Origin of the sequence: Pyrococcus woesei (assembly GCF_050496105.1) — an archaeon.
Lineage (GTDB): Archaea > Methanobacteriota_B > Thermococci > Thermococcales > Thermococcaceae > Pyrococcus > Pyrococcus furiosus.
In genome coordinates this window covers 1,160,566-1,174,795 of sequence record NZ_CP179867.1, presented here as the reverse complement: position 1 = coordinate 1,174,795, position 14,230 = coordinate 1,160,566, and the positions used below count along the sequence as shown (strand labels likewise).

The window sequence follows — 14,230 nt, the reverse complement described above, 5'->3', positions numbered from 1 at the left end:
CTAACAGTATCGATTTCGAATCGCTTAGCATTATAACTTTTCACGTTCACTGTTTCCGGCAGCTTCCAAAATATCTTCCAAATCCCACACCAAGTAACCTTCCTTTCTGAGTTCCTCTTTTTTCTCCACATTTCTCGCTACGATGCCCAGATTAATTTTTCCACTAAAGTTAACTTTTTTAGCTTTCTCCTCAAGCTCTTGAAGAACTCTTAGGGCTTCCTTTTTCCTTAAATCCATCCATTTTACCTCAATAAGATTTGCTATATCCTCATCAATTGCCACGATATCTATTTCCTCTCCCCTATACCACCATCTTCCCAGGGTTTTGAACTCTATTGGGCGAAATAATGTTAGGAACTCCTTAGCAAGTTCCTCAAAGCGGATAGAATAAACCCTGTAAAGCTTGTCAAGCTTTGCTGTCCCAGAGCTTATTTCGGCCATCTGAGGATATGTTAAAGTAAGCCAAGTAAGGAGCATTGGATCCTTAATGCGGTAAAGGCTCACTTTCCTGCTTCCCAAAATCGGACTTTCTTTCTCGATAAAGCCCAATCTCATCAAAGTTTCAACATAGGGATAAATACTCCTCGCTGGTAAACCAACGAAGTTCGCGATTCTCTCAAGCCTTCTATTGCCCTCTGCTATTGCAATAAGTATCGAGAAGTATGTCCTTAGCTCTCTGAGCTCTTCACTAAGGAGAACATAGGGTTCATCGTAGAAGAACCCATAATCGCTCAGGAACTCCTCTCTTAGGAAGTCTTCAATGGTGTTGTAGCGACTTGCAAGCTTTAAGTATGAAGGAATTCCACCAACGAGCATATATGCCCTTATTCCAAATTCCCAGTCCGAAAAGAAGTTCAAGGCATCGGGATAGTTGAGGGGTTTAAGGTGCATGCTTCTTGTTCTCCTTCCATAGAGTGGTGAGGCATGGCTAAGCACCTCGTCCCACATCATGCCAAGGAGTGGAGCAGAAAGTACAAGCATGACTTTTTTCTCGCTTAGAATAATATCCCATACTCTTTGAAGGTCACTTAATATTTTTCTGTCTGACTTTACAGCATACGTGAATTCATCGAGGACTATAAGACAATCATCGACTTCTTCAGCCAAATATTTTAGAAGATCAAACCAGTTATCTGTTTTTAACTTTCTAATGAATTCATCCCCAAGAAAATCTGCCATTGCATCCTTAAACTCTCTCATTTGAATTTCCTTTATAGCCTCAGGGAATACAAAGAAGAAAGTCTTTTTAGCCTTTGAAAATTCTCTTAGAAGGCGAGTTTTTCCAACTCTTCTCCTTCCGTAGAGAACAACAAAGGAAGGCCTATTTTCCCACTCTTTTTCAAGGATTTTCATTTCCCTTTCACGATTGATAAATATCACCTAATCACCATTATATATAATCATGATTATATATAAGTATGTTTCGATTTAAGTTGCTCACCTGGGACTTCTCTAATAGCCGTCTTTGGGAATTATTCTTTCTTAACTAACTCAAAATCTCTTAAATCCCAGGCTAGAAAGCCTTCTTCTCTTAGATTTTCCTTTCCTTCAATATGTTTGGCAATTAATCCGTAGTTTTTATTCCAATAATCTAATCCAACTAACTTGGATTTTCTTTCAAGATCTCTAAGGATTGATCTTGCCTCTCCCTCCTTTAATGTCTTCCACTTCACTTCAATGAAAGAAGCTCTTTTCTCTCGTTTGTCTAAAGCTACTAAGTCTATCTCTTCATTCTTATGCCACCAACGTCCTATTTTTGAAAATCTGAAAGGAAACATTCTTTTCTTGTTTAACCTTACAAGAAATTGGCATGCTATATCTTCGAAAACCTCTCCAAGGTAGTTGTTGTAATCTTCAAGGAACTCCTCCCAAAAGTTAATACTCTCGAGTTCTATTTCATGTCTATACTTTTCAATGAATCGGAAGTAAAAGGCGATGTAGTTGTCAACTATCTTGTAACGGGTATTTTTGGTTTTGGGAGGAGCTGTAATTGGGGCTTCCCTGCGAAGTAAACCAAGTCTCTCAAGGACTTCAATGTATTTGAAAAGGTTTGGGCGGGGGATTCCAGTGAACGTGCTTATTTCGTTGAATCTTCTCTTCCCTTCCGCTATAGCTTTGAGGATTAACTTGTAAACTCTTGGCTCCCTTAACTCGCTGGAAAGTAGAAAATCAGCCTCTGCATAAAGAAATCCCTGCTTGCTAAAGGCAACATTTTTTAGATCTTCGAACTTTTTAAAGAGAATTAAATAGGCTGGAATTCCTCCTGTTACCCCATATATTTTAATTGCCTCCTCCAAGCTAACTCCTAAGAGCTTCCAGGAACTAAAGAAGTCCAAGGAGTGGAGCCTTATTTGGCCGTCTCTCCTCCCATAGAGGGGGCTTTTTTGACTTAGAACGTGCTCCTCCATCATGCCGATACTTGAACCAACTAAGATTAAATGTATCTCTGAATTCCTAACTATCTCATCTATTATATACTGGAACTCGCTCAAAATCCTTTTATCTGAGTTGATTAAATAGGGAAACTCGTCAATTACCACGACCACTTTCCCTTTTTCGCTTAAATATCTAAAGATATCGGTAAAAGTCGAAAAGGATTTAGGGGTTAAGTAAGGACTTGGATAAGCCTCTAGGACTACCTGGGAAAATCCATATAGGTTATCGTTGTAACTGCTATTTCTAGAGAGGTAATAAACGGAGGGCTTTCCCTTTATGAACTCTTTAACTAGTCGAGTCTTTCCAATCCTCCTTCTCCCGTAAACTGGGACGAAGGAATTTCTTCTTTTCCAGAGTGATTCCAGAAACTTAAGTTCACTCTCCCTGTCAACAAAAGTTATTGGCATGGTATTATACTTTATGTATAACTATTTAAACTCTTCGCCTAATGGTTATGGGAAAAGATAAAGCTTAACGTTCACATATTATATCCTCCAGGGCAGCTACTATTTCTCGACTTGAGACTACCCCAGCTTTCTTACCAAGCTTAAGCGCTGTATAAAATCCTTCTAACCTTTCGTTCATTATAGCATCAATCAAGGCTAAGGCTCCCTCAGTTGCTTTCTTGAGCAAATCGTCGATGAATTTTATTGCATGGTAGAAGTCTCTTCTCTTCAGCTTCCAAAGAAAGTCCATGAGCTTTCCAATTTCCTCTTCTTCAAAAGAGCGTATTGCTTGATTATTTCCTGATCTTTCAAGGGTATATGAGTGAATTACAAACTCTTTTTCAGTGAAGAGTTCCAGTGCTCCTAAGCTTTCACTATGGAGGAGGTGATACAAAAGGGCAAGCCTGCGATTGATAAGAAAGTCTAAGTTACTCTCATAGTAATGTGGGAGATGCATCTTGAGGTCTTTGAGAGAAAGTATTGAGATCATATCAACTTCTTCTACAGGCGCAATCTGATATATGTGAATCCATGTGGTATCTCCCTTTGCATATTTTATATATGGCGTATAATAGTGGAAACCAACCCAGGCTAGAGCATAGTTAAGCAGGTCAACCTTTATTGGATTACCTCCCTGGACCCCAAAGTGCTTTAGCATGTACTTGCCCGCTGAAGGCATAAGGGTTATGGGTATGGTTGCGGTACCTTTTACGCTCCTTTTCTTTTCAAGATCTTTCATCACCTTTTCCAAGTTTCTTGGTACGCTGTCCCAATATACATTGTTGATGTTTGCTCCTGCACTAAAGTCCGCATCACTAACAAGCTTTCCACCTTCTCTTGGAGAATGCCTTGCCAGTGCTATGTGGAGTGATAACATTTCGCTTAGGGCATCCACGAGACCATGGCGAAATTCCTCATTCGAAACGTCTGTTTGAATTAAATACGAGGCACCGTGGGGTATCAGGGTGGCTTCTTTGGCACCTCCTCTTATCAAGGATTCCACATACCCATAAGCCACGTACAGGTCAAAAATTGGATCAATTTGAGGTGTTTTAAATTCGTTAAATTTCATCTTATCACCTCCCTCTCGGAGAGATATTGGGCAATGGCATTCACTAATTCTGGATCAAGGGGGTATCCCGCACGTTTTAATACTCTGAATGCACTATAGAAACCCATTTCGTCCCTGTTTGTCAAAGCAGAATATAACTGGTGGCTAATCTCTCTAAGAATGTCTTCTTGGCTTTCTTTAATTGTTCTCTCTAATTTGTTTAAAATTTTCACAAATTTCATGGTTTCATAAAATGCACGTGCTTTCAAGTATCCAATAAAGTCCCAGACTACGGGGAGCTCCAATGTTCGGAAAATTCTCCATCCTTTTCCTTGTTGGCTTTCTTGTCCATAAATTACTACAGTAAATTTTGAGAGCCCAGGCACTTCTTCAGTAGAAGGTGGCAATTCGGTTAAAAGGAGAGTTTTTAACAGACCATACTCTGAACTTATTTTCCAGTGGAAGTCATTCCCTTGAACAATTTTAGTTGCTAGATCTTTGATTAGTAATAGCTCCCACATTTCAACTTCTTCATTTGGAGGATACTGAATTATTTCAACTATCTGTGAAGAACCCCTCTTAAATTTGTGAACTGAAGAATAATAATAAAACCCTACCCAGGCCAAAGCATACTCAAGATTTGTAATCCTGGATATTCCTTCTTCCTGTTTATAAAAAGAAAGCCATTGGTTAAGTGTAGGATCTAGTTGCTGTGGGGCTCTTAATACCTTTTTATCAATTAGGCTTTTAGTGCTTTTTAGTGATTTAATATCCAAGTTGTTTAGTATTGCCTCAAGCTCACGGTAGTATCTTTGCACGTTTTGGGGAGGATCAATAAAAGCACCATTAGAGATGACTGTATTACTTAATATTACATTGTTAAATTTTTTTGAACGAAAACCCATAGCATAATGAGTCATTATAATTTCCTCTAAAGCATCTCTTAGTCCTTCCAGAAGAAGCTTGCAACCTTCTCCTTCCAAATCTTCCTGGTTTTTTAGCCTACAGTCTAGGTATCTTGAGTGTATTTCATATCCCTCCCCAGTTGGGACTACATGAAGATTTGTTACTCCTGCACGTAGCGCACTTTCAACTATACCGTACATTATGTGGGTGTTTAATACTCGGGAATAATAACCAGAAAACATGGGAACAACAAGCTTCATTTAACTTCCCCCTCACTTCATCATTTCAACTCTAAGAACTTCTGCAAACTTTGGAGATTCACCTTCTCTTTCCTTAGCTCCTTTGTAATCACAGAGAACTAGCGGAATGAGTAACGCTCCAACAACCATCCTTAACTTGCCAGAATCAGGTCTATGCCTGGCAAGTACGCTAAGTCTGATTACTTCTCTGAGAACATCTTCCTGGGTTGGAGAGGGAACCTTTGGAATTACACCAAGCTTCTCTTTTATCATGCTCTTTATAAATGACTCTGTACCCTCCATAACTCCGTTAAAAGTGCGGAGCTTGTCGAGGACAACCTCTGGAGTAAGTTCCTCCTTATCCAGTGAACGTATCTGGCCCATTAGGATTGGTTCATGGTGCATCATCACAACGAGGGCTCCAATGAACGCTATGGTCTCGTCCTTGAACATGTCTTTTAGGATGTTATAAGCATAATAAGCGCTCACAAGCTCATGCCTGAAGCCTCTCAAAGGCTCATTATTGCTTAAGTGCTTCTGATATACCTCACTGCACTTTCCAACATCATGCAAAATTATCAAGGTTTTCATGAACTTGTCAGCATCTTCTTCAGTGAATTTAACACCAACAGTTTTCATTACCCTGATAATTGAGGGTATGTATTTGTTTTTGACAATCTCCCACGCAGCGAGCATCGCCTCAATGTGCTCTCTTAATGTTTGTCCTTGGAATGCCTTACAACTCATACTCTCACCCCCCAGTTTTCGAGACTTGTCTGCCCTTTCTTTCCTTTAGAGCGGTTTTTCTTTGACGAATGCTCAGAATTTCTTGTCCGAACTTTTGAGTCAGAATCTGTGTGAGAATTCGTGTCGCTAAGATTTGTAATAAATCCCAATTCCGAGTTATAGTACTTGGCATCAATTACATATATCTCATATGGATCTATCTTGAATGATTTCCGAACTTTCCATACCCACTTTTCAGCATTCTTGTCCCACTCTTTCATTAATCTACCAATCACGACATCTGATTTTTTCCATTCTTTTACACTATAGCTGATTCGAATTATCCTAGCTGTCTCGAGGTTGTCTATTACCTTATCTTCTACTCTCTCATTTTTCTCAATGTTCATTGGATACAATAATACATATAGCTCTGGTCTGGAGCGAAGTTCATATTCTGGAGGAGCTGAAAACAGTTTTAGCTCCTTGAAGTAGATGTATGCTGAAGCAAACTCTTTCGGCACGATGTTGTTCTCATAATGGAACTTGTATACCCTATCAAGGGCTTTTCTAGCTTTTGTTGTATCTGCTAGGTATTCTCCAATCTTTGATAATTCATCATAAGTAGTGAGGAGCACCAATGGATCATATGGTGAAACCGAGTATGGAATTATGTAGAGATCTTTGGGTAGTTTTTTACTTCTTTTCTTTTCTAAGACTCTTCTTGCAGTGTCAATGTCACCAACGTACACAAAATTTTTCTTTCCTTCTCCATAGTGGATCTCCACGACTCTATCGTATTCATTTGTGCTTGTAACAGTTGCAAAAACAACTGTATCCTCACCTATTTTTTCCATAAGTTCTGAAAGTCCCCTCACGATCTTTTCATGTTCAATGCAGTTTTCTACTGGGATGAGTATTATTCCTTCTCCTTCTTCTCCCGGTCTTCTTGCACACCTCCCAATACGCTGGATAAGGGCATCAAGGGGTGCTATATCAGTCACAACTAGTCCCACGTTTGGCAAGTCAAGTCCAGCCTCCACTACCTGGGTAGCAACGATCAATCTTGCTGAGTCAAGAGCTCTCTCCTTCTCCCTCCTATCGCCAATTGTGAACCTACTGTGTATGAGTAGGGCGTCTGAGGGATTAGCTAGGGTATCGTTTAGCTTTTTCTTTAAAACCTGATAGGTTTCAACAGCTTTTCTAACGGTATTACGCACAACAAGAACTTTCTTCCCATTCTTTAGAATCTTCTTAATGTCATTAAGAACATCTGTAATATCCCCCTCAACTAATCTGACTTTTACATTTCCCCTTGAAGGTTTATTCTTGTCATTCTTATCCACAGTTATAACTTCCGTATCCCCTGCTATCATTTCCCTAAGCTTTGAGGGAATTGTGGCACTCATTATAACGAGAGGAACATTGGCCTCTTCAAGAATTCCAACGACTAGTGAGAGAAGGCGCGGCATGTACATTGACTCATCCTGATACATCTGGACTTCGTCAAATATAACAAGGGATTGAGCTATTGCACCCGCTGGAAAAGTGAATCTATTCCCTACCGTTCTATGAGCTGCAAGACCATAGAGGAAAGCATCCCACGTCGTCACTACAACCCAACCAAGAAATGCATGAGTCTTCTCAAGCCCGTATTCAACAACCACGAGTTCTCTAGCTAGCTTTTCTGCCTCTTCTTTTGATTTTCCTTTTAACTGTAAAAGTTTGTAAACCAAGTTTCTTAGTCTTTCTGCTTGTTTTTCTACAAGTGACCTAGTTGGCAAGACATAAACCAATCTAGCAACAGGCCAATTATTGTTGTAGATTCCAGCGAAGAATGGCATCACAGCAGTTTCAGTCTTTCCTCCGGCCGTAGGCACTTCAATAATGACTTTTCCACCGTTATTCATAATCTCTCTGATTTTTTCCCATGCACGAAGTTGGTAATCATATGGTTCAAATCCGGTCAGCTCTCTGAAGAGTTTTTCGGTATCCATATTCCAAGCACCTCCCCATCAACAGTTAAAGCCTTCTCAACTTCAGGAGGATAAATTGTCCTTGCGTAGTATACTATTCTTTTATAACGGCGCTCTTCAATTGGTAAATAAAAGATCTCCTCCTGTGGCCCTTTAGTTTTTGAGTATTCTGGTGATACTCTCATTTTTTCTATATACATCCTTATCTTGCCCTTTGCTTGAATCTTCGAAGACAGCAAAGAGTATATTTCAGTATAAGGCGCTGAGAATGCGAGAGGTGCTTTTTTATCTTCAGGCTTTACAAAAGAAGCCCAAACTGGAGTAGCTAAACTTTCTGTGTCCCCAATGACATCAATGAGCATTGCTGCTTTTAGGTAGAGGTTTTTCTCCTCTTGAGTTAAATTCTTGAAAATATAGGCAACAAGCAATTCTCGCGTGAAGGTGTATTCTCGTCGCATAGCATCGCTCTTTTCGGCATTGGAACCGGATTCTAAATTTCTCAATCGTTTGAGTAGGAAAGCATTCCTAATGAGGGGACTTAGAGGGGCAACACTCACAGCTTTAATGTCAACTAGCTTGCTCTCGATTTCCTTTATGGCTTTGAGAGCGGCTTCATCTAATGAACTACTGGCATACTTCTCAGGTTTCAGGAGAATAAGCCCTTTTGCTAGTGCTCCTTTTAGAGCCGATGGTGGAGGAAGTAGGAAAGATGTCCTCACTTGATAAGAACGCTTAGCTACTGAGAAAAATGGAAAGCGAAGGCAAACGAGAAGGATGTCCATTCACTCCTTACCTCCCACCATTTTGACTAGATTAGCAACAAGCTCTTCTACGGAGGAAACTTTAGTAGCTTCGATATCCTCTCCCAAGTCAACGTTGTATGTAAACACTTCAATGTTGAATCCAAGAGCTCTTGCGTTCTTTATTATTGACCTGTTAGCTTCTATATAGTCCTCATAGAACCCGTGGACGAGGGCTGGAATAGGTCCTTCACTAGCTATTGCTACGAGCTCTTCAACCTTGAACACTGGGAAAGACCGAGCTAGATTTGCTCCAATGTAACCGCTGAGCATTGGTATCAGGGCCTTAAGAGCGCTTTCGATTCTTGCCTTTCTTTCGTTAGGGTCTATAACGATGTTGGGCCTTGGCTGATTCTCCTCGAATTTTACAGGCAACCCCTGGGGAATACCTACAAGGCCAAGATCAAGAACGATGGAGAAACCATAGAGACCTGTGGCATACTCCCTGCTGAACAGCATCTGGGCGGTTCCTTCCTTGGAGCTACCAATGGCACCTTTTTCATCCACATCAACGCGATTATGCTTTATGGCTGTTATGAGGCGCTCCCCCTCAACTTCTTTGATAAAGTCCTCGGTTGGGAGAATGAATGAAGCTTTAACCAGGCTAACTCTTCTTCTACCGGTCTTTGGAGCTAAAAAACCATGAACATCGGCATCAGCTAGTTCCTTAATAATAGTAGCCTCATCGTTTAATTGGACAGTGGCACCATTGGCTTTGGTTGCAGTGGTCTCACCCTGTCCAAACCTTGTCCCATTATATCTTAAAGCTCTCTCAGTAAGGTTTACTCCATATGGAGTAGTTTTGAAGTAGTCCACGAAGCCAACGAAGTGCCAGTGCTTTAACATGTTACCTGTTATTGCTGGTACTTCAACGACGGTCCAACCATTTTCTGTTCTTACGGTAACTTTAGTCTTAGTTATTTCGATGTAGTTAGTTCCTCCACCACCCTGGGCGTTGAGAGAGTGGGCATTCAACCTTATCCTACCACTTATACGGACATACATCATTCAACACCTCCTTCAGTCCCCTTTCCTTTTTTCGGGCAGTTATTCCAACTTGCAAAAGCCCATAATGCAAGGCTTACCGCAAGCTTTCTAAGATCTTTGGGATTGGAAAGTTGCTCAACCTTTTCTTCTAAAGCCTCAATGTCTTCTGGAGAAGGGATTCTGGGAGGTGGACAACCTTTAGATTCGGCCTTTTTCTTGAGCTTTGGAGCAAGTCTAAGAGCCTTATAGACACCTTCTAAGAGCTCCTCCTGTGTTCTGGCCTTTGCTATACCATCCACAACGTCGTAGGCATATTCTTCAAATGTGTCATCTACTAGATAGCTAAGGTATCTACCAATATTTCTGATCCATCCCCCCATTAAGGAACACCTATACTAACTTGGGCGAATTCTTATATAAATCTTTCTACTAGGAACTTAACTTAAGTTTGTTAACTATTAAGATAAGTTTATTAAGCATCTTAGTGAGCAAATAGGGGGAAGACAATTGAGGTACATAGTTACAGTAGGTCTACATATAAATCACATTTTCAAAAATGATGGTAGTCTTATTTTGCCTAAAAGAATAGAGGAAGCAGGATTTAATATTAGCAGTGCTGTTATCCTTTATTCATTTATGAAAAATGCTCCAAAAGAAGAAATTGAGAAAATTAAAGAGTGTGTAAAAAAAGCCCAGGAGGGATTTCTTAAGCTTGACATTCCAGTAATTACTAAAGAAATAAAGGATCCATACTTATTCCAGGAGAGAATTAAGGAATTTGAAAGATTGATTATACCAAAAACAATAATTAACTTAACTGGAGGAAGGAGAATCCTGGGATATGAACTTTTTTACGCGGCTATTGAAGTTTCAAACAAAAACCCTGAAGCTGTGGAGAGTGTTTTTTATGTAACTGAAGATGGGCACCCGATAGAACTTCCAATTATTAATCCACAAGCTAGACTTACACCTTTAGAGCTAGAGATACTTGAAATAATAAAACAGAAGAAATCAATCACAATAACCGAAATTAAGGAAATCTTATCAGAACGTAGAAAGAGCGAATATCCCCTTTCTCTAGTGAGTGAATACATATCACGGCTTGAAAGAAAAGGGTACGTTAAAAAGATTGCAAAGGGGAGAAAAAAGTTTGTCGAAGCTCTAATTTAGTTTTTCTGTATCGAATATTCCCCGAATGAAATCAAAAAAATATAAAATCCTCATTATTTCAATAGTTTTCGATGTCTCTCATGGAGCAACTGCGTAAGGATTTTGCGGAGTTTAAGGATCTTTGCATGGGGATCCTTCTCTATGGTTCTCAGGTCAGTGGGGGGCTACGAAGAGGAGTGATATTGATGTATGTCTTGTCAAACCAGAACCTGGGACTTACGAGAAAGTTCTTGAAAAGCTTAGTGGAAAATATGACATTAAGGTTTTTGAGGAGCTTCCATTGTATATCCAAATTGAGGTGATTAAGAATCACAAAGTTATTTACGGAGACGAACTGAACTCTCAGAGTATTTCTATTATTTTAGAAAGCTCTGGAGAGATATGGAGCATAGAATTAAAGAGAATCAGTTTAAAAGTGTGAGGGAGAAGGACTTACTTAGGAGGCATACTCGTGAGGTGGCAAAGATACTTGGAAAAGCTCGAGAAGTTTGAAGTTTATAAAAAGTCATAAAATAAAGGATGAAGTTACGCACCGGGCTCCCTCTATATTCCCTTCAGGTATGTGTTGAAGTAACTATGAACATTGCAAAGAGTTCGGTTAGAAATCACATTTAATTGGTGGTAACTTTTCTTGAAGTAAATTGTTAAGGGCTTTCAACATCTTTCCAAATGGTAGACCGGCTATAGGACATTCAACTCTATTTAGAAAGACTAAAAACTCTTAACCGTGAGGCAATACAAAATCCTTAATAATCATCTAACATCGTTAAAATCACCACTTTTTATCCTTTTTCCTTTAGGTTTACCACTCCACTCCCACAAGAAAGCCTTGCCAAACTTAGTGCTTACTTCAACTAATTTGTATCCAGCTCCTGTTTCAATCTCGTTAATTCTTTCAAATGTTTCCTTGTCAACTTCATAAACCTCAACTTTGAGCTTCCCTTCCCCCTTGACGGCATAGGGAAGAAACTCAAAATATAGCTGATACCCCTTAATCCAGTCCTCGCCCAGGAATTTAGCTTCTTTGAGATACCAATGTAAGGGTTTTCCTTTTCTTAGAGTTCCGTACACAGCTATTCTCACACTCTCTTCTCCATAAGACATGTAGAAAGTTTGGGACTCAAGTTTATTAAGAATTGCCCTAAAATTGGAGGTTTTAATTTCTTACGTGGGGGGAACTTGTTGTTTACCTTTATTCCACTATCTTCCAAGTAGAAACTCATATTTCTTTTTGCTCTTTAAAAAGTCGTCTATTACTCTACAGAGGTCAGGATTGGGAGATCTTTCAGTTATGATTTTATCACTTTTCTCAAGTATGAGTAAAAGTTGCGAGATCACCAGGGTGATATATCCCATTTTTGTTTTACGGCAATGTCTGGGAAAACCGCTCCATACAATTTTCTCTTTTTAGCTAACTTCTTCATAATTTCATATGGTCCCCACCCCAAACATAAAATTAAGTCTCCAGCTATGAAGTCAATTACGCGACTTCCCTAGAATCATGCTCATCTATGTTCATTATTTTAGATATAATCAGCCTTATATCTAAAATCATGCACAAAAATGAGCGTCGAAAAAGAGGCAAATCCGAGCTCCTTTTCCCCACATACCATCTTCAATCGTAATGGAAAAAATTGATAGATAAGCCGGCTCATCCAAACACAAAATCAAATACGAGAGAAAGTAGTATTAAAATTCACATTGTTACTTTTCAAAATTGTCTTTGCAAAAAGAACAAAAATAGTAAAAAATCAACAATTTTTACTCTTTTATGCATGAATTTTTTGACTTTCTTTACTAAGTAATTTTTCACCTACTTCTTCAACAACGTTGTAATACTTCGGAATGTTGAGTATTGGCACGCGAAGAACAATGCTCTCATCTACCCAGTTTACTTCACTCAAGCTCCTCGGCTTTCCATGCTTAACTATCTCCTCCCACACCCTCCTATTTATTATGCACCCAGGATCATCTCCCAGGAGGTCAAGCGTGTAGTGATAAGCTCTAGCTCTACAACCCCCGCAAATGTTCCTATAGGGGCACCTTTTACACTGTCCCGTAAAGTTATCCCTGTTCCTTAACAAGTTGAATATCCTACTATTCTCCCATATCTCCTTAAAGGGCTTGACCCTCACATTTCCCACCGGCAATGGAAGGAACACGCAAGGAACAACGGTTCCATCTGGCTCTATCCCCGCATATATCCTTCCTGCCCCACAACCTCCAATGAACTCGGCCAAGGTTTTCACTGCACTATTCTCTCCTATATAAAAGTGAGCAGGAGTAACGCTCTTTCCCTGGGACTCAAGGAGAGTTACCCTTGCATATTGAGGAGCAGTAGTTAGTATTTCGAGCTTTCTTTTCTTCATTTGACGATAAAGTTCCTTCATGAACTCTTCTCTTTCTTCTGGTGTTAAATCGACCTTTACCATATCCTCAGCTCTTCCGGTTGGAACTAAGTTAAAGAATATCACCCTCTTTACTCCAATGTTTTCGGCTAGGTCTAGAATGTCATCAATCTCTTGATATGTATCCTTGTCCATTATTACAGCCATTCCATGACTTATGCCAAGCTCAACAGCATTCTCTAATGCCTTAACTGCCCTTTCCCAGGCTCCTGGGATCCCTCTGAACTCGTCATGTTTCTCTGGTTTTGCTGAATCTACACTGACCTCAACGTATTTAAGGCCAGCCTTTATAGCTTCTTCAAGCTTCTCCTTATCAGCAAAGACCCATCCGTTAGTAGCTACTGATGTATGTATCCCCCTACTTGAAAGCTCCTTGACTATTCTTAGGAAGTGAGGATGTATCGTCGGCTCTCCCCCACTTAATGCCACAGCAGCAACTCCAGCTTTGTCTAACTGATCAACTAGCATGAGCTTCTCTTCTAGGGTAAGCTCACTTGACAATGGCCTGTCAGCCCTTTGATAACAGTGCTTACAACGGAAGTTACACATGTTAGTGAAGTTCCATACTATGAGGAAAGGCCCAGCTAACTTTTGGGGGACTGTAACTCCATACTTTGCTATCCCTTCCAATACCACCCATATTCCTCTCCTTATATGGGGATCCTTGAGGAGAGCCTCTTTTACTGCTTTTTCATCTCCTCTCGCAAGTTTTATTCCTAGCTTCAGGAGAAGCTTAAGAATATCAGCTTGGAATCTTATCATGAGGGGACAATTTATTGATTCCCCTGCATATACGCTGAGTGCCCAATAAAGGGCTGGCAATTCTCTCCCATTTATTTCATACTTCTTGAGCATTGGTTTTAGCAAGGCTCTAGCCAGTGGATTTCCAAGAATTAATCTGAAAGCTCTAAGGGCTGTTGTTATTTGATTTCCTCCCTTTGAGGGTGGTGTGTTCATTGCTTTCGGAAATGGTTCCTCCAAAGCCTCACTTAAAAAATCCTCTGTCATTATTCATCCCCCTTTTCTGACTTGTCCGTCTTTTATAATAAACTTTACGGTTAAGATATATCAAAAATTTCTGACATATC

Annotated in this window: 13 protein-coding genes; 2 read left to right on the top strand and 11 right to left on the bottom strand. The window is 39.9% G+C overall.

The window, feature by feature from the left end; translation table 11 throughout:
- Positions 1-30: 30 nt before the first annotated feature.
- From ACMFNG_RS06415 to ACMFNG_RS06375, 9 genes are all read right to left on the bottom strand, one after another.
- Entirely contained in the window at positions 31-1,380 is a 1,350-nt protein-coding gene (locus ACMFNG_RS06415) for an ATP-binding protein (protein WP_011011755.1), read from the bottom strand.
- A gap of 92 nt (positions 1,381-1,472) precedes the next feature.
- Positions 1,473-2,843 carry an ATP-binding protein gene (locus tag ACMFNG_RS06410; protein ID WP_011011756.1) on the bottom strand — a complete coding sequence of 457 codons (1,371 nt, stop codon included), beginning with the start codon at positions 2,841-2,843 and terminating at the stop codon, positions 1,473-1,475.
- A 64-nt stretch (positions 2,844-2,907) separates the two neighbouring features.
- Positions 2,908-3,954: a type I-A CRISPR-associated protein Cas8a2/Csa4 gene (cas8a2, locus tag ACMFNG_RS06405; RefSeq protein WP_011011757.1), complete on the bottom strand. Its 1,047-nt coding sequence runs from the start codon at positions 3,952-3,954 to the stop codon at positions 2,908-2,910.
- Positions 3,951-5,099 carry a type I-A CRISPR-associated protein Cas8a2/Csa4 gene (cas8a2, locus tag ACMFNG_RS06400; RefSeq protein ID WP_011011758.1) on the bottom strand — a complete coding sequence of 383 codons (1,149 nt, stop codon included), beginning with the start codon at positions 5,097-5,099 and terminating at the stop codon, positions 3,951-3,953. The genes cas8a2 (ACMFNG_RS06405) and cas8a2 (ACMFNG_RS06400) overlap by 4 nt, the downstream gene beginning before the upstream one ends.
- A 12-nt stretch (positions 5,100-5,111) precedes the next feature.
- Positions 5,112-5,825, bottom strand: coding sequence for a CRISPR-associated endonuclease Cas3'' (locus ACMFNG_RS06395; protein ID WP_011011759.1), 714 nt, complete (start codon positions 5,823-5,825; stop codon positions 5,112-5,114).
- Entirely contained in the window at positions 5,822-7,798 is a 1,977-nt protein-coding gene (cas3, locus tag ACMFNG_RS06390; protein WP_011011760.1) for a CRISPR-associated helicase Cas3', read from the bottom strand. The genes ACMFNG_RS06395 and cas3 overlap by 4 nt, the downstream gene beginning before the upstream one ends.
- Positions 7,768-8,559 carry a type I-A CRISPR-associated protein Cas5a gene (cas5a, locus tag ACMFNG_RS06385; RefSeq protein ID WP_011011761.1) on the bottom strand — a complete coding sequence of 264 codons (792 nt, stop codon included), beginning with the start codon at positions 8,557-8,559 and terminating at the stop codon, positions 7,768-7,770. Before cas5a ends, cas3 begins: the two co-directional genes overlap by 31 nt.
- Entirely contained in the window at positions 8,560-9,582 is a 1,023-nt protein-coding gene (gene cas7a / locus ACMFNG_RS06380; protein WP_223209005.1) for a type I-A CRISPR-associated protein Cas7/Csa2, read from the bottom strand.
- Entirely contained in the window at positions 9,582-9,944 is a 363-nt protein-coding gene (locus ACMFNG_RS06375; RefSeq protein WP_011011763.1) for a hypothetical protein, read from the bottom strand. The genes cas7a and ACMFNG_RS06375 overlap by 1 nt, the downstream gene beginning before the upstream one ends.
- Before the next feature lie 127 nt (positions 9,945-10,071).
- On the opposite strand from ACMFNG_RS06375, the gene csa3 reads away from it, so the two are divergent.
- Both csa3 and ACMFNG_RS06365 read left to right on the top strand, forming a co-directional pair.
- Complete coding sequence (csa3, locus tag ACMFNG_RS06370) at positions 10,072-10,734, top strand: CRISPR-associated CARF protein Csa3 (protein ID WP_011011764.1); 663 nt, start codon at positions 10,072-10,074, stop codon at positions 10,732-10,734.
- A 121-nt stretch (positions 10,735-10,855) separates the two neighbouring features.
- On the top strand, positions 10,856-11,155 hold the full coding sequence (locus ACMFNG_RS06365; protein ID WP_011011765.1) for a hypothetical protein: 300 nt from the start codon (positions 10,856-10,858) through the stop codon (positions 11,153-11,155).
- A gap of 332 nt (positions 11,156-11,487) precedes the next feature.
- Here the strand turns inward: ACMFNG_RS06365 and ACMFNG_RS06360 are convergent, their stop codons facing one another.
- Together ACMFNG_RS06360 and ACMFNG_RS06355 are read right to left on the bottom strand one after the other, a co-directional pair.
- Positions 11,488-11,838, bottom strand: a complete 351-nt coding sequence (locus tag ACMFNG_RS06360; RefSeq protein ID WP_011011766.1) for a gamma-glutamylcyclotransferase family protein — start codon at positions 11,836-11,838, stop codon at positions 11,488-11,490.
- Positions 11,839-12,503: 665 nt separating this feature from the next.
- The gene (locus tag ACMFNG_RS06355) at positions 12,504-14,150 is read right to left on the bottom strand and encodes a radical SAM/SPASM domain-containing protein (RefSeq protein WP_011011767.1); all 1,647 of its coding nucleotides are present in this window, start codon (positions 14,148-14,150) and stop codon (positions 12,504-12,506) included.
- Between the last annotated feature and the right edge of the window lie 80 nt (positions 14,151-14,230).